Consider the following 25,229-nt stretch of genomic DNA (forward strand, 5'->3'; position numbering starts at 1 on the left):
TCAGCTCTCGCCCAGCAGGCGCCGGAAACGCTCCCGCAAGCCATCGGCGCTCGGAATGCGCAGGTGCTTGCCGTCCACTTCCAGCAGCCCATCGTCGCGTAGCCGCGCAAAGGTGCGCGAGAGCGTCTCGCTGCTGGTGCCGAGCTCCGCCGCGATCACACGTTTCGTCAGCTGCAGCTCGATCACCGCCTCGCTCTCCGCGGCGCGCGGGAGGCGCTTGATGAGCCAGTTGAGCAAACGCGTCTCGACGTCCTTCAACGTCATGTCCTCAACGAGGCCGACCAGCACGCGCAAGTGCTGGCTCATCGAACCGAGCATGCGCAGCGCAAGGTCCGGCCGGCGCCCGAGCAGCGCGAGAAAAGGTGCCTTCGGCACGAGCACGACAGTCGACGCCTCGACGGCCCGCGCGTTGGCGGGATAGCCCTGAGGGGTCGCGAGAGCGGCCTCGGCAAACGATTCGCCCGGCCGAAACACATAGATGACCTGCTCCTTCCCGGTCGCGCTGACGCGGTGGACGTTGATCGCGCCTTTTTGGGCGACGTAAAACCCTTCCGCCGGATCGCCTTCGCGAAAAAGATAGCCGCCCTTCGGCAGGTTGCGCAGGACCGCGAACGCCGCGATGGCGGACAGGTCTTCCGGACTCACGCCGGAAAACAGCTGGCAGGAACGCAGGGTGGCGGCGATCGCGGCCGTGCGAAGGGAAGCAACGTCGGTCGGGGGCACGCGCCCAGTCAACCGGCGCACCCAGGCGGGGTCAATGCGTCGCACCGCTCCGCCTCAATCGCGCCAGAAAAATGTTTTCCACGATCCATCGGCGCTGCGCTCCGGTCGCGCGTGATAGCCGGCGGACTGCATGCGCTCGATCAATGGCGATGGCAGAAACGGCGCGACCACCGCAAAGCCCTCGTCGGGCTCGAGTGTCGCGAGGGTTTCCATGATTCTCCGAAACGGCTCCTCGCCGCGCTTCATCAAGGGCCGCACGTCCAGGGTGCGGAATTTTTTCGATCCGGGGGCGCTCACCTGGCGACGAGACTAACCGCGCGTGCCGCTTCCGCAACCTCTCCCTGCAATCCGCTGCGCTGGTGCACGATCTCGCCTTCGGCATCGAGCACCGTGATCAGATTCGAGTGGGAAAACTCGCCGCGCGCGTCGCGCTTGAATTTCACGCCAAGCAGCATCGCCAGCTCCTGCACCTCCGGCGCTTCGCCGTGCAACAACGTCCACGTCGCCGGATCGAGGTGCATGCGTTCGCGATACGCGTGCAGCGCCGCGGGCGTGTCGCGCTCGCTGTCGAAACTCACCAGCACCACCTGCGTCTTCGCGCGCGCGGCGGCCGGCAGCTCGTTGAGGAGGCGCTTCACGTCGTCCACCAGAATCGGACACGCATACGTGCAGCTCGCGAAAAACATCGCCACCACCACCGGCCGGCCCCGAAAAGCCGACAGGTTGACGGCCTGACCGGCGTCGTTGCTCCAGCTCGCGTCGAGCTGATAAATCGAACGATCCGAGATCGCGGGCACCGCCTCCGCTTCCGGCACGGGCGCGGCGCAGCATGCCGGGACCGCGGCGACTGCGGGTTCTTTTTGACTGCAGCAGGAATCGGCGGCGCGCAGGCCGGGCGCGAAGGCAAGCGTCGCCCCGAGGGCGCACGAGAGAAATGAGGTTTTCATGGGAAACTCTTTATCTGGCACAACGGAAGCCGAGGTTCGGTACGACGTAGCTGGCCCGCAGCGAACTGCGGAAACCGGCGCGCATGAATGCCGGATAGTTTTCGAGATCGCGCGCGCCGATCGCGCCGGCGCCGCAGAAGAGATTGCGATCGAGGCCGGAGTCGCCGCGCGACTCGCCGGTCACGAGCGCGGTGTTGAAGTCGGCGACCCATTCCCAGACGAGCGTATTCAGATCCCGGACACCAAAGTAGTTGGGCCGGCCCGCACCGGCGACCGGGAGCGGCGTCGGCGTGGGCCGCGCGAACCAGTCCAGCGCCGCGCGCCGGTAGTCCGGCTCGCCGGCGCCATTCTCGGACACAAAGCCGGCGGCGGCGGCGCGTTCCCACTCGGCGGTGGTCGGCAGTCGCTTGCCCAGCCACGCCGCGCACGCGCGCGCGGCGAACCACGACACCCGCACCACCGGCGCGTCCGCGGGTGCGGACGCTCCCAGCTCGAGGTCGCCCGCCCAGTCGGCTAGGTAACCGGCATCGGCAAAGAGCGGGCTCACCCGCGAGCGACGCCATTTCGGATTGGCGGTGACGAAGGCAAGAAACTCCGCGTTCGTCACCGGTCGCACATCGAGTTGAAACGCCGCCACCGGCACGCTGGCGGGATCGTTTTTGTCGCGGATCAGCGCCTGATATTCGCCGGCGGGAATCGCCACCATCGGCGAGCCGGTTTCCGCGCGGGCGCCGGCCAGCAACGCCAGCCCGAGCACAATGCCCGCGAACCGCCGCCACGAAGAACCGTGGCGGGGTGGCGCGATCGGGCGCGGCGAGGCGATGCGGGCGGCAGGTTTCATGGACGAAGGACGGAGATTACTGCAGCTGGGTGCGGACGGCTTTCACGTCGGCCGGCGACACGGTGCCGAACTCGTTGCCCCATTCGTTCATCACGTAGGTGAGCACGTCGGCGATCTGCGAATCGGAGAAGTCCTGCGGCGGCATGAGGTTGTTGTAGCTCTTGCCGTTGACCGTGATCGGACCGGAGAGGCCCTTGAGCACGACGCGGATCGCGCGCTCCTTGTCGGCCTTCAGATAGTCGGACTGCGCGAGCGGCGGGAAGATGTTGGGCAGGCCTTTGCCGTCCTGCTGATGGCAGGCGAAGCAGGAGGAAAGATACACCTTCTTGCCCCGCTCGTGCTGGATTTCCTTCGTGATCGTCGCGATCTCCGGATTCTGCTCGATGGCTTCCTTCTTCGCGGCCACGAGCTCGGCCTCGCGCTTGCTGGCCGCGGAGCCGGCGACCGAATACTGGCCGAGGTAAACCTCGTCGATCTCCTTGCCGGAGTAGATGACGCGCGTCTCGGGACCGGTGACCTTCAACATGCCGAGCGCGCCTTTGTTGAACGCGCGTGACAGCGAGTGATCCACGAGGATGAACGTGCCGGGCACTTCGACCTTGAAGTCGACCGTCACCGAACCGCCCGCCGGCACGAGCGTCGTCTGGACGTTGTGCATCGGGCTCGTGAATGAACTATCCGGATACACGGTGTCGAAGATCTCGCCAATGACGTGAAGCGACGACGTGAGGTTCGGTCCGCCGACGCCGAAGTAGATGCGCACCGTCTCGCCGACATTCGCCTGAAGGGCGTTGTCGCCGACCAGCGACGCGACCGCGCCATTGAACACGACATAGGGCGGGTGCTCGTCGACGGCCTTGACGGGATCGAACGCCTGCAGGCCTTCCTCACCGTGGCGGCCGGCGGTGTAGAACTCTCCTTGCATGACGTAGAACTCGCGGTCGACTGGCGGGAGGCCGTTCTTCGGTTCGACCAGGATCATGCCATACATGCCGTTCGCGACGTGCATCGGCACCGGCGCGGTGGCGCAGTGGTAAACGTAGAGTCCCGGATTCAACGCGGTGAACGTGAACTGCGAGGAGTGACCCGGCGCGGTGAAGGTCGACGTCGCGCCGCCGCCCGGTCCCGTGACCGCGTGAAGGTCGATGTTGTGCGGCATCTTCGAGCTCGGGTGATTGCCGAGGTGAAACTCGACCACGTCGCCTTCGCGCACGCGGATGAACGAGCCCGGAACACCACCACCGAAGGTCCAGAAGGTATACTCGACGCCGTCCGCCAGCCGTCCCACTTCCTCGCGCACTTCAAGTTTCACGACGACGCGCGCGGTGTGCTTGCGCGTGATCGGCGGCGGCACGTGCGGGGCGGCCGTGAGGATCGCCACTTCAACCGGCAGGCTCTCGGTCACGACCGGATTGCCGGAGGCTTCCAGCATCGCCTCGTTCGCCCGCGCGGTCGGCAGCAGGACCGGCAGCGAGGCGGCGAACGCGAACAGCGCGGCGTTTTTGGCGGAGCGGAGGAAGCGGGTATGTGAGTTCATGATACTGGGACTTCAGGGCTTAGGTTAACGGATATGGCGATGGCGAGCATTGAGCGGCATCAAGCTTTGGCGCATTCAACCGCGCCACACGGCGGCGAGCAGCGACACATACGCGAGTCCGAGCACCGCCTCCTGCATGCCAAGAATGCGGCCGCGCACCGGCTCGCGCCGAAAAAGTCCGGCAGCGGCGCGGATCAAAAGAGCGAGCAGCGCGAGCGGCACCACGAGCGGCGCCCATCCGCAGAACCACAGCGCGCTCGCCAGCAACACCGCGCCGAGCGCCGCCGTCAGCGCGGGCGCCACGCGGTAGTCGCCGGTCTTGGCGCCGCGCACGCGCGCCCGCACATACATCACCGACGGGACCGCGCGACCCGCCATCGCGACCAGAATCGCCAGAGCCGCGATGTGCGATGCGCCCGCGGCGACTGCGAGGGCCGCGGCGATCGACGCGAACGCCGCGGCGCCCACGATCTCCGCGAATTCCTCGCGTCCGTCGTTGCGCAGGTCGAAGAAAAGAAACGCCGCGCCCGCGATCGCGAACGGCAGCAGCCACAGCGCGAGCTCGACGCCCGCGGTCGCCAGCGCGAGCGATCCGGCAGCCAGCGCGATCGCCCCGCACCACGCGAGTCCCAACGCGGCTGCGCGCCTGCGCTCCGGTTGTTTCTCGCGCCACACCAGCTTGAGCGGACGCCGCGCAAAGAAACCGGCGATCACCGCGACCGATAAATACGCACCCGCCCGCGACGGCGCGACGAGCAACCCGAGCGCAACCGGCTCGAGTGCGAGCGACCAGCTGCCGTGCTCCTTGGGCAACAGCACATCGCGGACGCGCACGCGGATCGCACGGGAGCTCGTCGGAACAGCAACGGAGGACATGCCGCCACTATCGCCGCATCGTGCCGCGCGAGCCTTGATGCGCATCAAGGGAGGCGCACCCGTTAGCAAAACTGCAGGCCCGCGTGCGCGCGACTGATCGCCATCCGGCACGGGCTTGACCCGCATCAAGGCACACGCGCGTGCGGCCTGCTACCGTGAGACATGAATTCTTTTTCCGCCATTCCGGGCGATGCAGCCGGCACGGTCCAGTTGACCGCCGACGCCGCCGCGCCCGCGAGCATCGTCAGTCGCGCGCTGCTCACCACCGCCGAAGCGCGCGTCACCTTCTTCAGTTTCGCCGCCGGCCAGGAACTCACCGCGCACACCAATGCGCGCCGCGCGCTCGTGCAGATCCTCAGCGGCGCGTGCGACTTTTTCTTCGCAGGCGAATGGCAGCGGCTTGCCGCCGGCACGCTGCTCCACCTGCCGCCGCACCATCCGCACGCCGTGCGCGCGTCGGAACCCTTCACCATGTTGCTCACGCTGTGCGGCGAGCCCATTCCGGCGTCCTCCTCCTCATGAACCCGACCACCGAAACCCACGACCCCGCGCGATTCGACGTGCGCGAGATTTCCTGCCGCGAAAAACACGCGCTGATCTTCAAGCGCTGGAACGAGCTTCCCGTCGGCGCTCACTTCGTGCTGGTCAACGACCACGATCCCGTGCCGCTCTACTATCAGTTCGACGCGCAGTTTCCGGATGCGTTCAGCTGGGAGTATCTCCAGCGGGGCCCGGAGGAGTTCCAGGTCCGGATCACGCGCACCGCCGCCACGACTGCGCCGACGCAACCGCGACCCGCCGTGAAGGGCTGCGGCTCTCACGGATCCGACGCCGGACCGCTGCTCGATGTGCGCGGACTCGAGCCGCCGGAACCGATGCTCCACATCCTCGCGGCGTTGGAAACGCTGCCGACGGGCGGCCAGTTGCGCGCGCTCACGGATCGCAAGCCGGTGCATCTGCTCGCCGAGCTCGACTCCCGCCACGTGTCGCACGCGTCCGTCGAACAAAACGACGGCTCGTGGCTGAATACGTTTCGTCGCGGCGGCGCGCCCGCCTGACCGTTTCGTTGCGATCCGGGCTGCACCGTGATGCCGCCCGGCTTCGCCGCTCAGCTCCGCTCCGGCTCGCCCTGACGCAGCGCGTCGAGGACGACGCCCGGCGTGAGCAGCTCGGGGAGGATTTGCGGCTCTTCGCGTCCGGGAAACCAGATCAGGTTGAACGGCACTGCCGAGCGGCCATAGCGCGCGAGCTCGGCCGTGATTCGCGGATCCTTGTTGGTCCAGTCGGCACGCAACGTGGCGACTTTTCGCGCCGCGAACTCACGCAGCACGTCGTCGGAGTGAAAGACGATTTTCTTGTTCGTCTGACAGGTGAAACACCAGCGCGCCGTGAAATCGACGTAGACCGTGCGGCCTTCGGCGCGAAGTTTCTCGACCGCTTCCGGACTCCACGGCTGCCAGGCCACCTCGCCGGCCGCGAGCGCCGCGGCGGGCGAAGCGATCGCCGTTCGCGGCCAGCCGAGCCAGAGGCCGGCCGCACCGACGATCACGAGCGCCGCCAGCCCGAAGCGCGCGCGCGCGGGTTTCGCGCCGGGCGCGTGCCAGCGACCGTAGCACCAAACCGCCAGCGCGATCAGCACGAGCGCGAACAACACCTGCTGCAGGCCCTCCTCGCTCACCTGCCCGGCCAGCACCCACACGAGATATCCAACCGTCGCGTAAAGCGGAAACGCCATCAGCTGCTTGAAGGTTTCCATCCATGCGCCGGGCCGTGGCAGGATCTTCACCGCGGCGGGGAAAATCGAGAGCAGCAGATAAGGGACCGAGAGCCCCAGCGCGATCGCGGTGAAGATCGCGAACGACTGCGCGGTCGAAAGCGCCAGCGCCGCGCCGAGCGCTGGCGCCAGGAAAGGCGCCGAGCACGGCGTCGCAACCACAGTCGCTAGCACGCCGATGAAGAAGGATCCTGCGAAGCCGGACTTCGTCTGCAGTTCGCCGCCCAGACTCGTGGCACGTAGTCCAAACTCGAATACGCCACTGAGGTTGAGCGCGAAGACCAGCAGCAGCACGGCGAGCGAAAACACGAACGCGGGCGACTGCAGCTGGAAACCCCAGCCGAGCTCGTCGCCCCCCGCGCGCAGCACCGCCAGCACCGCCGCGAGCGTCCAGAAGGACAGCAGCACGCCGAGCGCGAACACCAGACCGTGCGCCACGACCTTGCCGCGTTCGTGGCCGGACTGGTTGACGAAGCCGAGCACCTTGATGCCAAGGACCGGAAACACACAGGGCATCAGGTTCAGAATCAGACCGCCCACGAACGCCAGCGCGAGCGTGCCGAGCAAGCCGCCGGCCACGACCGAACCGGACGAGCCGGACGACGGCGGGGCGGCGAAGCCGGAGGATGGTGTCGTGGCCACAGTCGCGGCCGCCGCGGCTTCGAGCGGGACGTCCAAACGCAAACCCCGCGCCGGGTCTCCCGCCCGCCAGCCGTTCTCGGAGGTCAAGACGCCGTGCAACATCGTCGGCTGCTCCGGTCCGTCCGGCGAGATCGGTGCCACGAGCACCCACCCGCCGCGGCCGTCGGCGTTCATCGTTTGGGGCAGTTCGTAGGCAACCAGATTATCGTCGGCGAAAAAATGCAGCAGCTCCGGCGAATGTTTCGTGCCCGCGCGTGGCGCGAGGCGAATCGTCACGTTTTTCTCGTCGCGGGTCGCGGTGACGTCCCAGTTGTCCGGCGGACGCGGCAGATGGGTGAGCGTTTGCCGAATTTTTTCCGACCAAGCGGAGTTCGGCGCGGGCATTTCCGTCTTCACCGGGAGCGTCAACGCGAGATCGGCGCCGCCCGGGATGCACACGTCGCTGCACATGAGCCAGTCGGCCCTGACCTTGAGCTCCACCGTGCTGCCTGCTGCGAGCTGGGATGGCGGCGTGATCGTGACCGGGAGGAACGTTTCGCCCTCGTAACCGTTGCCGACGACGGCACCGCTGCTGTCCTTCAAGACGATCGGCGCGGGCCACTGAATTTCGCCCGCGCTGAAACCTTCGGGCAGTTTCCACTCGAGCGTGGTCGCGAGGCCGGTGCCCGGATTCAGCCAATAGGTGTGCCAGTGGGGTTCATGCTCGAGCCGCAACGCGACCACGAACGGCCGGCCTGGCTGCACCGAGGTCTCCGCCGCGACGAGCGCGGCCTGCACGTGCGCGTCCGCCGCCCCGAGTCGCGGGAGGGCGAAAAAGAGAAGACAGGCGAACCAACGGAGTGACTTCATGGACGGCAGCATGCGGGTGTTCCCATGGGAGGCAAAACTTGCGGCGGATATTCCCCGACGAGCCGGGTCAACCCGCCCTCCGCGTCTGATGCGCCACCAGCAGCGTGAAAAAGCACAGCACGAGGTTCTGCAGCGGCACCTGCAAGGGCGTGGGCAGCGTGTAAATGATCGCCGCGCCGGGGAGCCACACGCCGAGATTCGAGATCAGCACCGGCACCAGCCGCCGGCGGACCCAGCCTCCCGCGCGGATGTCCGCGACCACGGCGCCGCGGTCGAATCGGTGTGCCACCCATTCGTAGAGCAACACGGTGGCGGGCACCGCCAGAATCGGACAATAGACAAACTGATCGATCAGCGTCTTCGTCGCGATCGTCGCGACGTCGTGCCCTTCACCGATCGTGTGCGCGAGCAGCCGGTAGAATAGATCGACCTCCAGTCCCTTGTAGGCCCAAAACAACGTGATCGCCGCTCCTTGTGGCACGTTGTAGTGACTCCGGGTCGCCGGCCGCAGCCAAAGATAGAGCAGCGGTAGCAGTCCGCCAAAAAAGCCCGTCGACAGCACCGACGACACCACGCCGACCTCCAGCCGCCATTCCGCCAAGCGGCTCAGGACGGCCCGGGTCGGCTCGTGGCGATAATAGGCTGTGACCAGTGCGATCGCCGCCGCTTGCAGCACAAACCCCGGCAGCAGATTCGCCCGCGCGCTGCGCAGTCCGGCACGCCACGGAGCTTCAGGAGTCATTGCCTGGGTCGACATCGGTCGGACACGCTCGCGCGACGGCCGCGGGCGGCCAAGCGGATTCCCCTTGCAGCGCGACGGTATTACCGGGCATGCCGGGCGCCTCGTCGGCGGTAATAAAAACAAGCCGCCGGCGGCTCAGGTGCACATGGCTGCAGCGCACTCGAGATCGCGCGTGGTGAGCACGGAAAACGACGCCGTCGTGCCCCGGCCGGGCGTGGACGCGAGGGTGAGTTCACCGCCAAGCGAGGTGGCGAGCCGTTTCGCCAGCGGCAGACCGAGGCCGATGCCGGTGTTGCGGCGCGACAGGCCGCCGTCGACTTGCGCGAAGGGCAGCGCGATCCACGCCAGCTGCTCGTCGGTCATGCCGATGCCGGTGTCGCTCACGGAAAAATTCAAACGCCCGCCGTCGCCGTCGAGCGAGAGCGTCACCCCGCCCGCGCTGCTGAATTTCACCGCGTTGTCGACCAGCACCAGCAGGATTTGTCGGATCACCGGGAACGGCGCGCGCACGAGCGCCGGCAGCGCGGGTGCGACACGAGTCTCGATCCTGAGTCCCTTGTGCTGCGCCCGGGCGCGATAAACGCCGGTGACTTCGCTCAGCAACGCCGCCGGACTGAACAACACGGCATCCAGCGCCAGCGTGCCCGCCTCGGCCTGGTTGAACGCCACGATCTGACGCAGCAGCTGGCCGAGGCTCTCGGCGCAGGAACGGGCATCGGCGACGCATTCCGCCTGTTCCGCATTCAGCCCGCTGTCGGCGATGACCTCGAGCATGCCGAGGATTCCGTTCATAGGCGTCAGCAGCTCGTGGCTGACGTTGGCCAGAAATTCGTTTTTCACCTGCACGGCCTGCCGCAGCTGGTCCGTGCGCACGTTCACGTGCTCTTCGAGCGTGGCAAGTTGGAGTTTCGCCAGCCGCGTGAGGTGCCACTTCTCGGTGAGGGCCTGCGCCAGCTGCAGCACCTCGACCTTGTCGAACGGTTTTTTCAACACGAGCCAGCGGTCTCGCGCCGTGAGCGCCGTCTGGATCTCGCTCCAACTCCGGTCCGAATAGGCCGTGCAGATCACGATCTGCATCTCGGGATCGATCTCCCACAGCTTGCCGATCGTGGTCAATCCGTCCCAGCCGGGCGGCATCCGCATGTCGACAAACGCGAGCGCGTAGGGCCGGCCGGCGGCAAAGGCCGCGGCAGCTTTGTCGCAGCCTTCCTGTCCCTGCTGCGCATAATCCAGCTCGAACACATCCGACTTCGCGGTCGGCGTCTCGGCAGGCAGGCCGAACAGCGCCGCAGCCGCGTCGTCGAGCGTGTCGGTGTTTTTCGCCGGCACGAGGATGCGCCGGAAGTCATCGTGGATCGACAGGTTGTCGTCGATCAGGAGAACGCGGCGATTGGGCGGCAGAAGCGGGCTCATGTCGCAGCGTCCTTTGCGAACGGAAGCGTCAGGGTAAACGTCGAACCGCGCCCCGGGCCTTCGCTCGCCGCCGTCAGATCGCCGCCCATCTCACGCGCTGCGAGCACGCTACTGTGAAGGCCGAAACCGTGGCCCGTCGGTTTCGTGGTGAACCCGTGCTGGAAGATGCGTCGCAGGTTTTCCGGCGCGATGCCGGGGCCGTTGTCCGCCACCGAGAGCGCGATCGTGCGAGGTCCCTCGCGATGCACGCGCACGCGGACGCGGCGGTCCGGGCGTTGCACGGACTGCAGGGCGTCCTTCGCATTCTTGAGCAGGTTGACGAGGATCTGGAGGACCTTGTGGCGATCGGCCTTCACGGTGCCGACCTCCTCGAAGTTCCGCTCGAGCGCGATGCCGTGCCGCTCGATCGACTCGGCACTGAGCCGCAGCGCATCCTCGAACAACTGCGCGGGCGACAAGGTCTCCATCACGCCGAACAACTGCGCCGAGCCCTGCTGCGTCACGATGATCTCGCGAATGTGCTCGAAGTGGCGGACCAGCCCCTCCACGTCGCCCAACAGCTGCTTGTTTTCGGCCGCGAGGTGCGCGTTCAACTTGTCCAAAAAATCCGGCAGCTGCTGGCCGGCGCTGTCGCCGGTGAGGAATTCGCCCAGGCGCGGCTTTTCGCGCTGCAGGACGTCCACCACGCGCTGCAGGTGCGTCAGCCGGGTGGTTTTCAGCCGGTCCTGCACATCGTGGACGATGAGATTCACGCTCGTGAGCACATTGCCGACATTGTGCAGCACCCCGGTTGCGACCTCGGCCATGCCCGCCTGGCGCGACGCCACCACGAGCTGACTGTGCAAGGCATCCAGCTCCCGCTCCGTGCGTTTGCGGCCCGTCACATCCTCGACCGTGCCTTCGCACACCGGCTCCTCACCGGGAGCTCCCTGGCGCAGCCGCGCGTTGATCATGACCTCGAAACTCGAGCCGTCGAAATGATGCAGCGTCGCGGCAAACCCCCGCACTTCCTTCTCCGCGTCCAGCCGCGCCCACAGCCGATCGCGATCGGCCCGCGGAAAGATGCGGCCATCGGCGAGCGAAATCGCCGTCGGATCGAACCGCGCCGGGAGGCCGATCAGGCTGAGGAGATGCGGATTGGCATAGCGGACACCGCCATGGCGCGTCGTTTCGAAAATCCCGATCGGCACCCGCGCGACGAGGTCGAGGTGCTGCTGCTGGTTTTTGTGCAGCTCTTCCGCGGTGCGCGCCCGCGCTTCCATTTCGGACTGCAGTGCGCGCGTGCGCTCGGCAACCCGTTGCTCGAGCTCGGCGAGCAGCCGCTGATTTTCGTCCTGACGCTGACAGATCTCGCGCATCTCGCGGCGGGAATCCACACACGCCCAGCCCAACGCCAAGCTTTCGAACAACAACCAGCCGCCATCGACGAGCAGGCGCGAAAAGTCCATCGCGACGCCCGGCAACCAGCGCCCAACCGCGAGGTGGTGAACCACCACCGCGAGCGTCGCGACCGGCAGCACCCGCCAGTCGCGATACAAAGAAAGGAACGCGAGCGACGCAAACAGGTGGAAGTGACTCTCCGGCCGGCCGCCCGCCATCTGGATCGCCAAAAAGCCGAAGCCCATCTGCGACAGCGCCACCGCCGCGCGCGTGACCGCCTCGAACGGCATCCACCGCATCACTACAAAGGCCGGCACCGTGAAGATCGCGCCGAGCAAAACCACGCCGATTACCGACAAGCTCACGCGCTCCTCGCCCAGCGCCGCGGCCACCGCGATCCCCACCGCCCACTGGCCAGCCAGCAGGAAACGAAAGAGCCGGTTGGTGCGAATGAACACCCGATGCTCGCTCAGCGTGAAGAGCGTCGCCACATGCGCCTGCGGCGGCCGCACCTCCGGCGGGCTGCACTCCTCCGCCGGCTCCGCGGGTGTCGTTTCCAGCTCTGCCACCGAGCTCATGCTTTGCCTCCGTGCCGCGAGCCGACCGCCCGCGAGCCGACCGCCGGCCGACGGCTGGAACCGCCGACAGCGAAGCCGGACCGCGCCACCAGTCCAACACCGGGGGCGATCATGTCTCGTGGTTGCATGTGATTCTAGGGGGTTTCGGCACAAATTCCCGGGGAGTTAAGCGCGCGCGAACGTCAAATCGCACATGCCTACATCGGCCGGCCTCACGCTCTCTGCGCCGCAACCCCGCGCTCAGGCAACGCAATTCCTCTCCGTCGCGTCACCGCCCCAGCAACTCATCGAGGGCGCGCCGGTCGCGCTTCGTCGGACGGCCGGACCCTTTCTCGCGCGCGAGAAACTGCTGCACCCGCTGTTCGCGGGCCTTTTCGAATTCCGCCGCCGGCGTGAGCTCGGTGCAAAAATCCGGCACCAACTTCGCGCCCACCCGGGATTTCGGCACGCCGGTCACCTTCAAGGTTCGCGTGATCAGCCCGAACCGCACGCTCACCGTTTCGCCGGGATGAACGTCGCGAGAGGGTTTCGCCGGCTGGCCCTCCACCTCGACGCTGCCAGCGCGGCAGGCATCCGCCGCCAGGGCGCGCGACTTGAACAGGCGAATCGACCACAGCCACTTGTCCAGGCGGGCACTCGCGATCGGGGAAGACAGGCTTTCTGACGGCGTGAACAAAACGACCGCGAATCTGAGGGATTCGCGGTCGCGCGCAAACGGGTTTGCCGAAATTTACTTCTTCGCCCGGCCGAACTCCGACCGGAGCCAGTCGTCCAGCAGGCCCTTGTCGTAGACCCGCGGGTCGGACCGATCGACGCGCAGTTTCATCGTGTAACTGAGATCGCTGAGCGTGCGCTTACCTTCCTTGATCACGGTGCCGTTGGCATCGGTCAGCTTGAACGACAGCTGAATGCGCGGCGCATAGATGTCCTTGATGATGCGGATGTCCTGCGCGCTCGGGCTGCGCCACGGCTCGATCTCGCCGGCGAGATCGACATCGGTGATGGTGACGGCGAGCTTCTGCCCCTCAGGCAGCATCTTCGTGGCGCGTTGGACAATGTAGTCCTTCAACTCTTCCAGATTCTTATCGCGGCCGTAATCGGAACCGCGTTGTCCGTCGGCGGCGTCGGTGAACTTGTCCGGATCGGAAAACTCCACCGTGACGCGGGAATCGGCAGAGGGGTTGGCGGCGCGAAGTCCGGTGATCGCCGCCACTCCGAGAACAAAAGCGAGGGAATAGCGTAGGGTTTTCATGGGTTTGAGTGAGACGGACGCTACCACAAAAAAGTTTCCTGCGCGACTGCCGTTCCCGGATTTGGTCAGGACCGATCCGTCACCGGATCCGGCGGCAGCTCGCCGTTCCCGGAGCGAACCTGCAGACGGTTCCGCACTTCCTTCACCCCTTGCACGCTGCGCGCATACGCCGCCGTCAGCTCCTTCTGCCGCTCGTCGTCGACCGTGCCGGTCAGCGTCACCACCCCGTCGCGCACCACCACATCCGTTTGCGCTGCGCTGACGTTGGCGCGCACGAGCAGAATTCCGCGAATCTTGAGCGCGATCCAACCGTCACCCCGCTCATGCTCCGGCGATGCCACCTCGAGTTCGTTGTTTACGCTGACGACGCCCGGCAGATTTCGCACGGTTTCCTCCGCCAGCGTCCGCTGCTGCCGGTCGAGCACGGTGCCGTTCAAAGTCACCACGCCCTCCTCCGCGTGCACCACGACCTGCTTCTTGAGCACCGCTTTGAAATTATACGACTCGCGAGCGGCATCCTCGATCTTGCGGTCCGTCTCGGGGTCCGCCCGCGCCGCCCCGGCCGCCAGCAGCGCGGCGATCGCCACCCATGCCAGCAGAGGAAGCGGAATCGATTTCACCTCTCCGGAAGAGCGACAACGATGCCAGCGAAGCGACCGCGCGGCCAACTCGACCGCGGTGCGCGGCTTAGAATTTTCGCTCTTCTTGCGGCCGCAGCGGCTTCCCGCGTTCTGCAACCTTCGGACCCGGTCGGATCCCGCGAAACGCACGACGTCCGCGGCGAAAAAGCGCCGCCCGCAGGCTTTCTTTTCCCCGGGCGCTGGGTAGCTTCCCGCGGCCATGTTTCCCAACCTCATCCAGCTGCTCACGCGCCGCCGCCCAGCGGAGTTCGATCGCGGCTTTGTCGAGGCCGTTCACCTCGTCGAGCACCTGCCGCGCCGAAACCGTCGGATCGAGCGGCTCATTCTCGTGTGCTGGATTTTGATCGCGGTGAAATGCTGGACCGTCAGCTGGCTCGTGGAGCGGTATCACATGAAATTCGATGCGCTCTGGGTCAACGGCCCGACGGTGGCGTTTGCGCTCATGTGCACGGCGATTTACTTTTGGCGGGAATGACTCGCAGACGACGCTCCGGCTTCCCGTTCGCTCAGGCACGATCCCGCAGCCGGGCGCGGCTCCTCCGCGAATTTTCCTTTATGCCATGCCGCTGAAGTTGGATAACTCGGTCGTGTCCGGTCCGCTCACGATCATACTCGCCGACGATCACGCGCTCGTTCGGGCGGGAATTCGAACGCTGCTCGAAAAAATTCCCGGCGTTTCCATCGTCGCCGAATCCGGCGACGGCCGCGAAACCGTGGCCCTCGTTCACCAGCACAATCCGGATATTGTGATGATGGACATCTCCATGCCCGCGCTCAACGGCCTCGACGCCACCGCGCGCATCGTCCGCGAATGTCCCCGCACGAAGGTGCTCATCCTCTCGATGCACACCAGCGAGGACTACGTCCTCCAGGCCCTCCGTTCCGGCGCGAGCGGCTACCTCCTGAAGGATGCCGCGACCGCCGAGCTGCAGCTCGCGCTCGTCGCCGTGCGCCGCGGCGAAACGTATCTCAGCCCCACGATCTCCCGTGAAGTCCTCGCTCGCTACCGCAAGCTGGCGGCCGATCCCAAAGCCGAGGCCACCAAAACGCTGACGCCGCGCATGCGCGAAATCGTGCAGCTGATCGCCGAGGGCCGGAGCACCAAGGAAATCGCGTTTCTCCTTAACTTGAGCGTGAAGACGATCGAGACCCACCGCATGCACCTCATGGCACGGCTCGGCGTGCACGACGTCGCCGGCGTGGTGCGCTACGCCATGCGTAACGGCCTGATCTCGGTCGACAAATAGTCGCCCGCGCCCAGCGCCGGCCCCGATTCTTCCATGCCCCACGTTCCCGGTCTCCGCAGCCCCTACGCCAAAGTGGGCCGCCTCGTGTATTTCGGCCGCATGCTCGACAAGATCCGGCTCCACGCCGCCGGCCAACTGCCGCCCGATTACACGGGCAATCTCGGCGACACGAGCAGCCCCAATTTTTTCGACGGACGCTGCTGCCGTTTTCTCGGCGTGCCCTACGCCGCGATCCGCGACCGCACCCTCGCCGGCGGCTCCGACGAAGAAATCCTCGCCTGGTGCCAGGAGCTCGGCACGCCTCGCTCGGACGAGGACTGCATGATCTGGAATCGTTTCATGTCGAAGCTCGGCTGGCGCGACGACCGCACCGCTGTGGTGCAGCAACGTATCCGCGAATACGGACTGGCCGAACGGGCCGCCGGCATCGAAACGATGTTCGATCTGATCGACCGCGACGAAGGTCGCGATCCGCTCGCGACCGAACCGTGGCGGGACTAAGCGACCGCCGCGACACGCCAACCGAGATGTCGCTGGTCATCCTTGTCATGGGCGTCGCCGGCAGCGGCAAAACCACCGTCGGCCGGCTCCTTGCCCGCGAATTGCACTGGAGCTTCGCCGACGCCGACGATTTCCACCCCGCCGCCAACGTCGCGCGAATGGCCGCAGGCCAGCCCCTCACCGACGAAGACCGCGCGCCGTGGCTCGCCGCGTTGCGGGCCCACATCGACGACTGCCTCGCCCGGGGCGACAACGCCGTCGTCACCTGCTCCGCGCTGAAACGCAAATACCGCGCAGAGCTCGCACCGGATCGCTCCCGCGTGAAATTCGTCCACCTTCACGGTTCGCGCGAACTGCTGCTGTCCCGCCTGCACGCGCGCACCGACCACTTCATGCGCGCCGAGATGCTCGACAGCCAGCTCGCCACGCTCGAACCGCCCGCCGATGCGATCGCCGTCGACGTCTCGCCAACACCGCGCGAAATCGTGGCGCGGATCCGCGCCGCACTCGGTCTGTAACCTGCTCCACCGTCATTCTTCCCGCCATGCTTCACGTCCTCGATCATCCCCTCGCGCATCACGTGATGACCCATCTGCGCGACCAGAGCACGCGGCCCGCGACGTTCCGCACGTTGTGCTACCAGATCACACTGCTGCTCGCGATCGAAGCCACGCGCGGACTGCCCACCTCCGAAAAAGTGGTCCAGACGCCGCTCGAGCGCTGCGTCGGTCGCGTGCTCGACTCCCATCCGCTCGTGATCGTCCCCATCCTTCGCGCGGGGCTCGGCATGGTGCAGCCTTTTCTGGATACGTTTCCCGACGTCAACGTCGGCTACATCGGTCTCGAGCGGCATCACGAAACGGCCGTGGCCCACAGCTATTATTGCAAACTCCCGCCCGTGAACGACGGCACCCGGGTCCTGCTGGTCGATCCGATGCTGGCCACTGGCGGCTCCGCCGTGCAGGCCATCCGCGCCCTGCGCGAGAACGGCGCCACGGCCATCACGCTCGTGAGCATCGTGAGCGCGCCCGAGGGCGTGGCCGAGGTTCATCGGCATTTTCCCGAACTGCCGATCTTCACGGCTGCGCTCGATCGCGAGCTCAACCCCCGCAAATACATCCTCCCGGGCCTCGGCGACTTCGGCGACCGGCTTTACGGCACCTGAGCCGGCAATTTCCCGCCGGTGCGCCGTCGCTGCACTTCCGCGTAAGCTTTTTCCAGCGCCGCCTGCAGCGCGGCCGGCCGCAAGGGTTTCGCCAGATAATCGTTCATCCCCGCGGCACGCGCCTCCTCGCGATCCGCCGAGCCCACGCCGGCCGTCAACGCGATGATCCACGGCAGCTGCGCCGTGCGCGCGTCCGCGCGAATCCGCCGGGTGGCCTCGAACCCATCGAGTTCCGGCATCTGCACGTCCATCAGCACGACGTCGAAGTCAACGTCTCGCACGGACGCGAACGCCTGTTCGCCGTCGCTCACGACCGTCACCGCATACCCGAGCCGCGCGAGCTGGTGCCGCGCGACCATCTGGTTCACCGCGTTGTCCTCGGCCATCAGGATCCGCAACGGCCGGCGGCGCGCCGTCTGCCGTAATTCGCCGCTCACGTGCACCGGCTTCGCGGACGGCCGCGGCACGCCGCTCAACGCCTGCGCCAGTTTCTCGCCGAGTTGATCGCGTTTGACCGGCTTGTGCACCACCGCGTCGATCACCGCTTCGTCCGTCGCATCGCCAATCGCGTTCATCAACACGATCGGGAACCGCCGGTCTTTCGCGACGTGCGCGCGGGCCCAGCTCGCCCCGTCAGTGCCGCCGAGATGTAGATCGACCAGCGCGAGATCGAACGGCTCGCCTTTCTCCAGCTGCTCGTCCGCGGCGGCAGCGCTCGGCACCGCCACCGCGTCGATTCCGAAATGACGCAAGTGGTGCGCGAGCACGTCGCGGCTCGTGGCGTTGTCGTCGATCAGGAGCACGCGCCGGCCGGCCAGTTCAAGGTGCCTCGGCTCGAGCTGCAGCTCGGGCGCCACGGCACGCACCTGGATCGTGAACAGAAAACTCGAGCCGCGCCCCGGTTCGCTCTCCACCCACATGGTGCCGCCCATCAGCTCGGCGAGCTTCTTGCTGATCGCGAATCCGAGACCCGTGCCACCGTGATGGCGCGTCGTCGACACGTCGACCTGCGAGAAGCTTTGAAACAACCGGTGCTGTTTGTCGGGCGGGATGCCGATGCCGGTGTCGCGCACGCCCATCTTCAACGTGAGCCCTTCGCCCGCCCGCTGCTCCACCCCGACGTGCAGCACGATCTCACCTGCGACGGTAAACTTCACCGCATTGCCGAGCAGATTGACGAAGATCTGCCGCAACCGCACCGGATCGCCGAGGATTCTGGCCGGCACGTCCTCGGCGAGGTCGCACACAAGCTCCAGTTTTTTGGCGAAGGCGCGGCCGGCGAGCAAATCCGCCGCCTCCTCCGCGCAGCCGCGCAAATCGAACTCCACCTGCTCGAGATCCAGCCGGCCGGCTTCGATCTTCGAATAATCCAGCGTGTCGTTGATCACCGCGAGCAGCGCTTCGCCGGACATCTTGATCGTGCGCAGACACTCGCGTTGTTCATCGTCGAGCTTCGTCGCCTCGAGGATGCTCGTCATCCCGATCACGCCGTTGAGCGGCGTGCGGATTTCGTGGCTCATCATCGCGAGAAACGCGCTCTTCGCCTGATTCGCCACTGCCGCTTCCATCGCCAGCTGCTGCGCGCGCTCGATCGCACCCTCGAACTGCGCGTTCAGATCCTGCATCGCGACGTTCGCCCGTCGCAGGGTTTCCTCATGCTCGCGACGCTCCGAAAGATCGTCCTGCGTTAACAAATACGCCGTCACCCGCCGCTGCCGGTCGCGGACCGGCTCCAGCGTGATATCCGCCCAGTAAAGTCCGCCAGACCTGGTCCGATTCTCCGCCGCAAACGATCGCGATTCCGCACGAGCCAGCGCGTCATCCATCGCGCGCACGGCCGCCGGATCGCACAGAAGCTCGGAGAGCACATCCTCCAACTGCCGACCGGTCACCTCCTCGATCCCATAACCCGTCTGACGCGTGAACGCGGGATTCACCCACGCGATCGCCCGATCCAGTCCGGCCGCCATCATCGCCGTCGCGCTCGCGGCCGCCACCGCCTGCAGCAGCTCATCCGCCGTCGCTCCGGAAACCGCGGGCGCGCGCTCGCCTGCAGTCCGCGACAGTCGCCTCGCACGCGGACGGCGCACGGAATCGGCAAGAAACGTGGGGATGGACGGGGGCACGGGCGGAAAGGACGAGAATCCCGGCCTCCCATCGGCGCGATCGGAAGAAACTGTAGGACGACCCGCGCGTCGACGCGCGCCGCAATCCCTTGCAGCTCAGAATGACAACTCTCGTTGTCCAACGACGTCGTCACAAAAACGCCGCCGCTTGAAATATTTCCCGCGCGCGCGAGAGGTTCCGCCCGGCTTGCGTTCGCGCGCCGCGTGCGTTGCATCCGGCGCCTGCCGTGACGCCTCCGATCCGCACCAATCTTTACGATCTCAACCGCGACCAACTGCGGCGGTGGCTGGCTGAGCGCGACCTCAACCCGGTGCATGCGGCCCGGCTCTGGTCCCATCTTTATCTGGATCTCGCCAACAACTTCGAGGCGATGCCCGACCTGCCGGTGCGCGTTCGCCAGGCGCTTGCCCGCGACGCTCGCCTCGGTGTGCTGCCGGCCGTCGCCGCGACCGACTCGAGCGACGGCTTCACCCGGAAATATCTTCTGCAACTCGACGACGCCGAACGCATCGAGACCGTGCTGATGCGCTTCACCGGGCGCGTCACCGCCTGTATTTCCAGCCAGGTCGGCTGCGCGATGGGCTGCGTCTTTTGCGCCACCGGCCAAATGGGCTACACGCGCCATCTCACGCCCGGCGAGATCGTCGCGCAAGCCGTCCACGTCGCCCGCGCCCTGCGCGCCGCGCCCGCCCCATCCGGACCAGACTCATCGCCGCGCCCCGAACGTCTGCGCAACATCGTGCTGATGGGCATGGGCGAGCCGCTCCACAACTACGATGCCGTCATGCACGCGATCGACATCCTCCGCGACGACGGCGGGCTCGCCCTCGCCGCCGAGCGCATCACGTTGAGCACCGTCGGCGTCGTGCCTGGCATTCTCCGCCTCGCGCGCGAGCAGCGCCCGCTCCACCTCGCCGTTTCACTGCACGCCGCGGATCAGGCCGAACGCGCCGCCCTCGTGCCCGCCGCCCGCAAATGGCCGCTCGACGAGCTCATGGCCGCCTGCCGCACCTACAGCGAAGCGACCGGCCGGCGGATCTTCTACGAGTGGACCCTGATTGAGGGAAAAAATGACACGCCGGACCACGCCCGCGCCGTCGGCACCCTGCTCCGCGGCCTGCCCGCGCAGGTCAACCTGATCCCACTGAATCCAACTCAAGGATACGACGGAGCGCCCGCCCGCTCGGAGGCCGCGCGGCGGTTTCAAACCATCCTCGCCGAGGAGTTTTCGCTGCCCAGCACCGTCCGTCAGCGGCGTGGCATCGACATCGCCGCCGGTTGCGGCCAGCTCGCGATCGCGAGCTGAGCAGGCTCACTCCAGTTCGCGCAACGCGTCGGCTGCGATCCAGCGCGCGGCGCGCGAATCGATTTTCCGAATACGCCTGGCTTCCGCAATTGCCGCGCGGCGCAGACGCGGGTTGCGCTTGCCGATCTGACGCAGCGCCCAGTTCACCGCCTTGCGCACAAAATTTCGCTCGTCCGTCGCCTCGCGCGCAATCACCGGCAGGAAGCGCAGGAAGACCTCGTCCGGCAGCTCCTTTCGATGCACCGCCATCCCCGCCATGATCGAGAATGCCGCCCGCTTCACATACTCCGCGCGGCGGTGGCTCCACGCGTGCGCCTTCGCCTCCGCGAACTCCGTACGATCGAACACGAACGCCAGCGAATCCGTCACCGCCCAGTTGTCGCAATCGCGCACCCAGGCATCCATCTGCCGGCGCGTGAGCCGCCGCGGATCCGCCACGAGCGTCGCCAGAATCCGCGCCTCGTGAATGCCCGTCCGCCAGAGATCGAGCGCGAGCTCGTGATCGCGTCGATGGATCCGCGCCAGCGCGCGCAGTCGCGGCGCGGGTATCCCCAGCTGCTCGCCGGCAGGCACGATGCCGAAACGGCGCATGCCCGCGATGTTGCGCTCGTCCCGCCATGACCGGAGGCGCGCCACGATCTCCCCGGCCGCGTTCATGCCTCCTCCGTCAGCCGAGCTGCTGCGCCTGTGCGACCAACGGCGAGGCCGCCAGCGCGGCGTCGAGCCGCGACGCGAGCGCGAGTTTCTCGGCGCGATTGCGCAGGCTGAGGAACGCCAGCGACGCCGCCTCGCCCGTGTTCGCCGCCGCACCGGCGCGCGCCACAGTCTCCTCGTTCACGGTCGCGAGCTGCGGTTTTTCGAGAAGGTTTTTTTCGCCGAGAAACAAAGTCAGCCCCGCGCCGAGCGTATCCAGCCACGTCGTCGGCGACGCCGGCGGCGCGTAGGCGAGTCCGTTTTTCTCCGGGCTCCACTCCATGAACAACCGCACTTGCTCCTGCAGCTTCGCCAGCTCCGCGTCGGCCGTCGCCGGCGCCCAGCGCGCGGTGAACTGCTTGCGCTCGCGAAACTTCTTCACCTCCCACACGCGCAGGATCATCTCCCAGTCGCCCGACACCTGCCGGAGCGCGCCGGTGAAAATATAATCGAGGCCGCCCTGCGTCGTCTCGACGAGCTGCCGCAGATTGTCCGCGCTCCATTCCGACGGAAACACCGCATAATGTCCGCCCTGCACGCCGATCGCCGCGATTGGAGAATAATGCGGCGAAAAATAAAACGTCTCCGCCAGCCACAGCGGAATCGCGCGGCTCATCCGGCCGAGCTCGGTCTCGGGTTGTTTCGCGACTTCGAGAAAATTCGCGAGGCCGGGCGTTGCCAGCTGCGCAAACGCCACGCGCCGCAACCGGCCGTCCTTCGGCGGCAGGATCTCCGCCGCCAGCGGCTCGAGGCCGTAAAACCACATCGGCTTGCTGATGCTCACGAGGTTGATCTTCACGTCTTCCGGCACACCGCCCGACGCGGCGCCACCCGAGGTCGCGTCCGCGGTTTGGCCGGAGTGAATCATCTCCGCGATCGCGTTGGAGAATCCGTAAAGGCGCTCCTCCAGCTCGGGCCGGTTCAACGCGAACAGCAGATCGAGCACATGCTGCGCCGCCTCGGCCTGGCGCAACACCAGATACGCCTGCAGCAGGTTCAACCCGGTCGCCGGACCGTGACGCTCGGCATCGTAGCGCGGCGCGACGAGCTCCACGATTTCCTTCACATGGCCGTTCGTGCCGAGATCGCCGGAGATCGTCACCAGCACATCCGGGCGATCGCCGGCCTCGGCGAGCACTTCTTCGTAGATCGCGAGCGCGCCTGGCAGATCGTGCGCCTCCAACTTCTCGCGCGCGGCGACGAGCCGCGCTTTCACGCTGCCCGCGGCGGCGGCTTCAGCTGGCGTCGCGGCCGGTGGTGCCGACGACGGCTGCGCCGGGGTGGACGAAGCGGCCGGTTTCTTGCCGGCCAGACGGTCAAAAAATCCCATGCCGCGACAAAAGCGCCAGCGCGCACGCTGGCGAACAGAAATCCGCTCAACCTTCGCGCACCAGCAAACGACGCACGCCTTCGATCGCCGGCTCGGCGATCGGCACCAGCGCCAGCGGCGAACGCGGCGCGAGCGCCTGGCGAACCACCGCATGCGTCAAAATCGGCCCGCTCAATCCCGCGCGCAACGAATCCGTCGGCACCCCGGAGAACAATTTCGTGACGACCCGCGCCGCGAGCTCCAGCAGTTCGCCCGCCGACTCGACGATCAGATCGTGCGCGCTGTGATCGCCCTCGCTCGCGAGCCGCAGCACCGCCGGCGCCAGGCTCGCAATCCGCGCGACCGGCGCGGGATCGTCGTAAAAGAATCGCCGCACCGCCGCTGCATCCGCCGCCGCGCCCAGCCCCGTATGATCGCGCACGGTCGGACCGAGTCGCGACGCCGGCAGCCAGCCTTGTAATTCCAGCAACGCGCGGCTGATCGCCCGCCGGCCGAGATCGTAACCGCTGCCCGGATCGCCGAAACGCCAGCCGAGCCCGCCGGCGTAATGCACGCCGCCCTCGCGATCGCGCGCAGCGACAAACGAGCCCGTGCCGGAGTGCAGCACGAGGCCCGGCGCGCCGCCGGTCGCGAGCTCCAGAATCGGCAGCGAGTCCGGCGCCGTTTTCACGGCGCCGAAATCGACGAGCGTCGACGCCATCTCGCGCCAGAACGCCGCGCTGCCCGCCATGTAAAGCCGTGTCGCAACCACGCGGGCCTCAGGCTGCACCCGCTGCGCTCCGGCCAGCACCGCGCACAACGCATCGGTGACGATGAGCCGCGCTTGCTCCGCGCCGACGACGCTCGGATTGCTGCCGGGCGCGAGATGCCGCGCGACGATCTCGCCGGTCGAGGTCACGGCGATGCACTCCGTTTTCGAGCCGCCGCCGTCGACGCCGATGCGCAGGTGCATGAGGCGTTTTACGCGAGCTGCCGGCTGAGGCGGCCCTTGTATTTTTCCGCCAGCTCGCGATTGCGCTCCACCGAGCCGGGCAGGTTTTGGCTGCGTAAAATCGGCAGCGGATGACCGTGCTCCTTCAGCCATTCGACGACCGAGAGCGTGAGCCAGTTGAGCAGCGAGCAGCCGATGAACGTCGACGTCGGGCCAGCTTTGACCTCATCGCGCACGTCGACGATCGCGTCGCCCGGCACGCCGCCGTTATCGAGCACGAAGTCGGCGACCTCGTGCAGTTTCTTTCCGTCGGGATGCACGGTCGGATACGTCGTCGACATCGCGAGCGCCGTGAGGCCGACGACATGCAGGCCTTTTTTCTTCGCGTAGAGCGCGACCTCGAGCGGCGACGAATTTTTGCCCGAATTCGAGATCACAATGATCGTCTCGCCCGGCAGGAGTTGATACTGCCGATCGTGGCGCTCGACGAGCTTCGTGCCGTAGCCGACGAGATTCTCGATGAAGCCCGCCGTCGGATCGATGATGCCGTTGATGCACACGAGTCCGCCGGCGCGGCCGATGATTTCCCGCGCGATCAGCTCGCTGTGCCCGCTGCCGAACGTGTGCAGCACGCCGCCGCGCGCGAGCGATTCGCCGATGATCGGCGTGATCTGCGCGATCGTGGGCGCGTTGGCCGTCCAGGCGCGCGCGAGCATTTCGTTGGCGCGGTGATAATAGGTTTCGGCGAGCGACATAAATCGGGTGGTCCGGTCACGCCTCCCAGCGGCCGTAGATGCCGCAGGGCAGCACTTTCCCGTCGCGCTGGATCGGCAGGCCCACCTCGCCGGCGGTGATCGCGCCGCCGCGATCGTGCAGCAGCTCGGCGAGAAGATTGGCGACGACGGTCGGCGACAGGCGAGCGGTGTAGGCGTTGATCAGAAAAAACAGCGGTTGCTCGCTCAACACCGCGCGGCACTCGAGCAGGAGCTCCCACAAATGATCCTCGAGCCGCCACATCTCGCCGGAGCTGCCGCGGCCGTAGGTCGGCGGATCCATGATGATCGCGTCGTAGCGGCGCCCGCGCTTGAGCTCGCGGCGCACGAACTTGAGGCAGTCGTCGGTGATATAGCGGATCGGGGCGGAGGCGAGCCCGCTCAGTGCGGCGTTGTCGCGGCACCATTTCACCATGCCTTCGGCGGCGTCGACGTGGCAGACGCTCGCGCCGGCCGCGGCGGCGGCGACGGTCGCCGCGCCGGTATAACCGAAAAGATTCAGCACCGACACCTCGCGACCGGCGGCGCGGGCCGTGCGGATTTTTGCGCCAAACCAGTCCCAGTTGACCGCCTGCTCGGGAAACAGGCCCGTGTGCTTGAACGACGTCGGGCGGATGTTAAACTTCAGCTCACCGTAAGTGACAGTCCATTGCTGCGGCAGTTTTCGCCGAAACTCCCACTTCCCGCCGCCGCTCTCGCTGCGATGATAAAAGCCGTCCCAGTTCTCCCATTTTGCGCCGGCGCCCCCGCGTCGGGGCCAGATGATTTGCGGATCCGGACGCACCAGCGTGAATTCGCCCCAGCGCTCCTGTTTCATCCCGCCGCCGCAGTCCAGCAGCTGATACGATTGCCAGCGATCGGCGACGATGAGAGCGGGACGTTCGACGGGCGGCATGATTACAACAGGAACCCGACCAAACGGCTCCGGTCTCCACCTGTCGAGAGCCCGCGCAAAAATTTT

At 66.8% G+C, this 25,229-nt stretch carries 27 protein-coding genes; 8 read left to right on the top strand and 19 right to left on the bottom strand.

Translation table 11 applies throughout. The annotated features are described in order from the left end of the window. From AC6RV7_RS17490 to AC6RV7_RS17515, 6 genes are all read right to left on the bottom strand, one after another. Nucleotides 1-723 (bottom strand): Crp/Fnr family transcriptional regulator, encoded by a 723-nt coding sequence (locus AC6RV7_RS17490; RefSeq protein ID WP_500095325.1) that lies wholly within the window; start codon nt 721-723, stop codon nt 1-3. Nucleotides 724-777: 54 nt separating this feature from the next. After that, nucleotides 778-1,020: a DUF2249 domain-containing protein gene (locus AC6RV7_RS17495; protein WP_500095326.1), complete on the bottom strand. Its 243-nt coding sequence runs from the start codon at nt 1,018-1,020 to the stop codon at nt 778-780. Next, complete coding sequence (locus tag AC6RV7_RS17500) at nt 1,017-1,670, bottom strand: SCO family protein (protein WP_500095327.1); 654 nt, start codon at nt 1,668-1,670, stop codon at nt 1,017-1,019. Before AC6RV7_RS17500 ends, AC6RV7_RS17495 begins: the two co-directional genes overlap by 4 nt. A 10-nt stretch (nt 1,671-1,680) precedes the next feature. Then, the gene (locus AC6RV7_RS17505) at nt 1,681-2,511 is read right to left on the bottom strand and encodes a formylglycine-generating enzyme family protein (RefSeq protein WP_500095328.1); all 831 of its coding nucleotides are present in this window, start codon (nt 2,509-2,511) and stop codon (nt 1,681-1,683) included. A 16-nt stretch (nt 2,512-2,527) separates the two neighbouring features. Further along, nucleotides 2,528-4,048: a copper-containing nitrite reductase gene (gene nirK / locus AC6RV7_RS17510; protein ID WP_500095329.1), complete on the bottom strand. Its 1,521-nt coding sequence runs from the start codon at nt 4,046-4,048 to the stop codon at nt 2,528-2,530. Between the two features lie 75 nt (nt 4,049-4,123). Beyond that, on the bottom strand, nt 4,124-4,924 hold the full coding sequence (locus AC6RV7_RS17515) for a YwiC-like family protein (protein WP_500095330.1): 801 nt from the start codon (nt 4,922-4,924) through the stop codon (nt 4,124-4,126). 162 nt (nt 4,925-5,086) lie between these two features. Between AC6RV7_RS17515 and AC6RV7_RS17520 the strand changes: the two genes are divergently transcribed. Then, a complete protein-coding gene (locus AC6RV7_RS17520; RefSeq protein WP_500095331.1) occupies nt 5,087-5,446 on the top strand; it encodes a cupin domain-containing protein in 360 nt (119 codons plus the stop codon). After that, nucleotides 5,443-5,982 carry a DUF2249 domain-containing protein gene (locus AC6RV7_RS17525; RefSeq protein ID WP_500095332.1) on the top strand — a complete coding sequence of 180 codons (540 nt, stop codon included), beginning with the start codon at nt 5,443-5,445 and terminating at the stop codon, nt 5,980-5,982. Before AC6RV7_RS17520 ends, AC6RV7_RS17525 begins: the two co-directional genes overlap by 4 nt. 50 nt (nt 5,983-6,032) lie before the next feature. Here the strand turns inward: AC6RV7_RS17525 and AC6RV7_RS17530 are convergent, their stop codons facing one another. The 7 genes from AC6RV7_RS17530 to AC6RV7_RS17560 form a co-directional block, all read right to left on the bottom strand. Further along, entirely contained in the window at nt 6,033-8,189 is a 2,157-nt protein-coding gene (locus AC6RV7_RS17530) for a protein-disulfide reductase DsbD family protein (RefSeq protein ID WP_500095333.1), read from the bottom strand. A gap of 67 nt (nt 8,190-8,256) precedes the next feature. Then, nucleotides 8,257-8,931 (bottom strand): hypothetical protein, encoded by a 675-nt coding sequence (locus AC6RV7_RS17535; protein WP_500095334.1) that lies wholly within the window; start codon nt 8,929-8,931, stop codon nt 8,257-8,259. Nucleotides 8,932-9,066: 135 nt separating this feature from the next. After that, nucleotides 9,067-10,344: an ATP-binding protein gene (locus AC6RV7_RS17540; protein ID WP_500095335.1), complete on the bottom strand. Its 1,278-nt coding sequence runs from the start codon at nt 10,342-10,344 to the stop codon at nt 9,067-9,069. Next, the gene (locus tag AC6RV7_RS17545; RefSeq protein WP_500095336.1) at nt 10,341-12,302 is read right to left on the bottom strand and encodes a sensor histidine kinase; all 1,962 of its coding nucleotides are present in this window, start codon (nt 12,300-12,302) and stop codon (nt 10,341-10,343) included. Before AC6RV7_RS17545 ends, AC6RV7_RS17540 begins: the two co-directional genes overlap by 4 nt. Before the next feature lie 268 nt (nt 12,303-12,570). Beyond that, nucleotides 12,571-12,978: an RNA-binding S4 domain-containing protein gene (locus AC6RV7_RS17550; protein WP_500095337.1), complete on the bottom strand. Its 408-nt coding sequence runs from the start codon at nt 12,976-12,978 to the stop codon at nt 12,571-12,573. Nucleotides 12,979-13,032: 54 nt separating this feature from the next. Beyond that, nucleotides 13,033-13,554 (bottom strand): DUF3016 domain-containing protein, encoded by a 522-nt coding sequence (locus tag AC6RV7_RS17555; RefSeq protein ID WP_500095338.1) that lies wholly within the window; start codon nt 13,552-13,554, stop codon nt 13,033-13,035. A gap of 65 nt (nt 13,555-13,619) precedes the next feature. Beyond that, entirely contained in the window at nt 13,620-14,174 is a 555-nt protein-coding gene (locus AC6RV7_RS17560; RefSeq protein ID WP_500095339.1) for a BON domain-containing protein, read from the bottom strand. A gap of 220 nt (nt 14,175-14,394) precedes the next feature. On the opposite strand from AC6RV7_RS17560, the gene AC6RV7_RS17565 reads away from it, so the two are divergent. The 5 genes from AC6RV7_RS17565 to upp all read left to right on the top strand — a co-directional run bounded on the left by AC6RV7_RS17565 (nt 14,395) and on the right by upp (nt 17,108). Next, the gene (locus tag AC6RV7_RS17565) at nt 14,395-14,670 is read left to right on the top strand and encodes a hypothetical protein (protein ID WP_500095340.1); all 276 of its coding nucleotides are present in this window, start codon (nt 14,395-14,397) and stop codon (nt 14,668-14,670) included. 85 nt (nt 14,671-14,755) lie between these two features. Continuing rightward, entirely contained in the window at nt 14,756-15,442 is a 687-nt protein-coding gene (locus AC6RV7_RS17570; protein WP_500095341.1) for a response regulator, read from the top strand. 33 nt (nt 15,443-15,475) lie between these two features. Continuing rightward, a complete protein-coding gene (locus AC6RV7_RS17575; RefSeq protein WP_500095342.1) occupies nt 15,476-15,943 on the top strand; it encodes a DUF5069 domain-containing protein in 468 nt (155 codons plus the stop codon). Between the two features lie 26 nt (nt 15,944-15,969). Beyond that, entirely contained in the window at nt 15,970-16,461 is a 492-nt protein-coding gene (locus tag AC6RV7_RS17580) for a gluconokinase (protein WP_500095343.1), read from the top strand. Nucleotides 16,462-16,487: 26 nt separating this feature from the next. Then, on the top strand, nt 16,488-17,108 hold the full coding sequence (gene upp, locus AC6RV7_RS17585) for a uracil phosphoribosyltransferase (RefSeq protein ID WP_500095344.1): 621 nt from the start codon (nt 16,488-16,490) through the stop codon (nt 17,106-17,108). Here the strand turns inward: upp and AC6RV7_RS17590 are convergent. Then, nucleotides 17,096-19,234 carry a PAS domain-containing hybrid sensor histidine kinase/response regulator gene (locus tag AC6RV7_RS17590; protein ID WP_500095345.1) on the bottom strand — a complete coding sequence of 713 codons (2,139 nt, stop codon included), beginning with the start codon at nt 19,232-19,234 and terminating at the stop codon, nt 17,096-17,098. The two genes, upp and AC6RV7_RS17590, sit on opposite strands and share 13 nt — an antisense overlap. Before the next feature lie 227 nt (nt 19,235-19,461). Here AC6RV7_RS17590 and rlmN point away from each other — a divergent pair, with 227 nt between their 5' ends. Then, nucleotides 19,462-20,541, top strand: coding sequence for a dual-specificity RNA methyltransferase RlmN (gene rlmN, locus AC6RV7_RS17595; RefSeq protein WP_500095346.1), 1,080 nt, complete (start codon nt 19,462-19,464; stop codon nt 20,539-20,541). A gap of 6 nt (nt 20,542-20,547) precedes the next feature. On the opposite strand, the gene AC6RV7_RS17600 is transcribed toward rlmN, so the two are convergent. The 5 genes from AC6RV7_RS17600 to AC6RV7_RS17620 are packed head-to-tail and all read right to left on the bottom strand — an operon-like array spanning nt 20,548 to nt 25,163. After that, on the bottom strand, nt 20,548-21,198 hold the full coding sequence (locus AC6RV7_RS17600; protein ID WP_500095347.1) for a DNA alkylation repair protein: 651 nt from the start codon (nt 21,196-21,198) through the stop codon (nt 20,548-20,550). A 10-nt stretch (nt 21,199-21,208) separates the two neighbouring features. Then, nucleotides 21,209-22,564 carry a hypothetical protein gene (locus AC6RV7_RS17605; RefSeq protein WP_500095348.1) on the bottom strand — a complete coding sequence of 452 codons (1,356 nt, stop codon included), beginning with the start codon at nt 22,562-22,564 and terminating at the stop codon, nt 21,209-21,211. Nucleotides 22,565-22,610: 46 nt separating this feature from the next. Next, the gene (locus AC6RV7_RS17610; RefSeq protein WP_500095349.1) at nt 22,611-23,516 is read right to left on the bottom strand and encodes an N-acetylglucosamine kinase; all 906 of its coding nucleotides are present in this window, start codon (nt 23,514-23,516) and stop codon (nt 22,611-22,613) included. A gap of 8 nt (nt 23,517-23,524) precedes the next feature. After that, nucleotides 23,525-24,250, bottom strand: coding sequence for a sugar isomerase domain-containing protein (locus AC6RV7_RS17615; protein ID WP_500095350.1), 726 nt, complete (start codon nt 24,248-24,250; stop codon nt 23,525-23,527). Between the two features lie 16 nt (nt 24,251-24,266). Then, nucleotides 24,267-25,163, bottom strand: coding sequence for a class I SAM-dependent methyltransferase (locus tag AC6RV7_RS17620; protein WP_500095351.1), 897 nt, complete (start codon nt 25,161-25,163; stop codon nt 24,267-24,269). Nucleotides 25,164-25,229 lie beyond the last annotated feature (66 nt).

It is taken from the genome of Opitutus sp. sgz309028 (genome assembly GCF_059821195.1).

Excerpts from the sequence above, each read along its gene's own strand:
- AC6RV7_RS17515 (WP_500095330.1), bottom strand. The coding sequence starts at position 4,924 with ATGTCCTCCGTTGCTGTTCCGACGAGCTCCCGTGCGATCCGCGTGCGC.
- AC6RV7_RS17540 (WP_500095335.1), bottom strand. The coding sequence starts at position 10,344 with ATGAGCCCGCTTCTGCCGCCCAATCGCCGCGTTCTCCTGATCGACGAC.
- AC6RV7_RS17555 (WP_500095338.1), bottom strand. The coding sequence starts at position 13,554 with ATGAAAACCCTACGCTATTCCCTCGCTTTTGTTCTCGGAGTGGCGGCG.
- AC6RV7_RS17500 (WP_500095327.1), bottom strand. The coding sequence starts at position 1,670 with ATGAAAACCTCATTTCTCTCGTGCGCCCTCGGGGCGACGCTTGCCTTC.
- AC6RV7_RS17615 (WP_500095350.1), bottom strand. The coding sequence starts at position 24,250 with ATGTCGCTCGCCGAAACCTATTATCACCGCGCCAACGAAATGCTCGCG.
- AC6RV7_RS17545 (WP_500095336.1), bottom strand. The coding sequence starts at position 12,302 with ATGAGCTCGGTGGCAGAGCTGGAAACGACACCCGCGGAGCCGGCGGAG.
- AC6RV7_RS17535 (WP_500095334.1), bottom strand. The coding sequence starts at position 8,931 with ATGACTCCTGAAGCTCCGTGGCGTGCCGGACTGCGCAGCGCGCGGGCG.
- AC6RV7_RS17580 (WP_500095343.1), top strand. The coding sequence starts at position 15,970 with ATGTCGCTGGTCATCCTTGTCATGGGCGTCGCCGGCAGCGGCAAAACC.
- upp (WP_500095344.1), top strand. The coding sequence starts at position 16,488 with ATGCTTCACGTCCTCGATCATCCCCTCGCGCATCACGTGATGACCCAT.
- AC6RV7_RS17605 (WP_500095348.1), bottom strand. The coding sequence starts at position 22,564 with ATGGGATTTTTTGACCGTCTGGCCGGCAAGAAACCGGCCGCTTCGTCC.
- AC6RV7_RS17570 (WP_500095341.1), top strand. The coding sequence starts at position 14,756 with ATGCCGCTGAAGTTGGATAACTCGGTCGTGTCCGGTCCGCTCACGATC.
- AC6RV7_RS17530 (WP_500095333.1), bottom strand. The coding sequence starts at position 8,189 with ATGAAGTCACTCCGTTGGTTCGCCTGTCTTCTCTTTTTCGCCCTCCCG.
- AC6RV7_RS17620 (WP_500095351.1), bottom strand. The coding sequence starts at position 25,163 with ATGCCGCCCGTCGAACGTCCCGCTCTCATCGTCGCCGATCGCTGGCAA.
- AC6RV7_RS17565 (WP_500095340.1), top strand. The coding sequence starts at position 14,395 with ATGTTTCCCAACCTCATCCAGCTGCTCACGCGCCGCCGCCCAGCGGAG.
- nirK (WP_500095329.1), bottom strand. The coding sequence starts at position 4,048 with ATGAACTCACATACCCGCTTCCTCCGCTCCGCCAAAAACGCCGCGCTG.
- AC6RV7_RS17575 (WP_500095342.1), top strand. The coding sequence starts at position 15,476 with ATGCCCCACGTTCCCGGTCTCCGCAGCCCCTACGCCAAAGTGGGCCGC.
- AC6RV7_RS17525 (WP_500095332.1), top strand. The coding sequence starts at position 5,443 with ATGAACCCGACCACCGAAACCCACGACCCCGCGCGATTCGACGTGCGC.
- AC6RV7_RS17600 (WP_500095347.1), bottom strand. The coding sequence starts at position 21,198 with ATGAACGCGGCCGGGGAGATCGTGGCGCGCCTCCGGTCATGGCGGGAC.
- AC6RV7_RS17520 (WP_500095331.1), top strand. The coding sequence starts at position 5,087 with ATGAATTCTTTTTCCGCCATTCCGGGCGATGCAGCCGGCACGGTCCAG.
- AC6RV7_RS17505 (WP_500095328.1), bottom strand. The coding sequence starts at position 2,511 with ATGAAACCTGCCGCCCGCATCGCCTCGCCGCGCCCGATCGCGCCACCC.
- AC6RV7_RS17610 (WP_500095349.1), bottom strand. The coding sequence starts at position 23,516 with ATGCACCTGCGCATCGGCGTCGACGGCGGCGGCTCGAAAACGGAGTGC.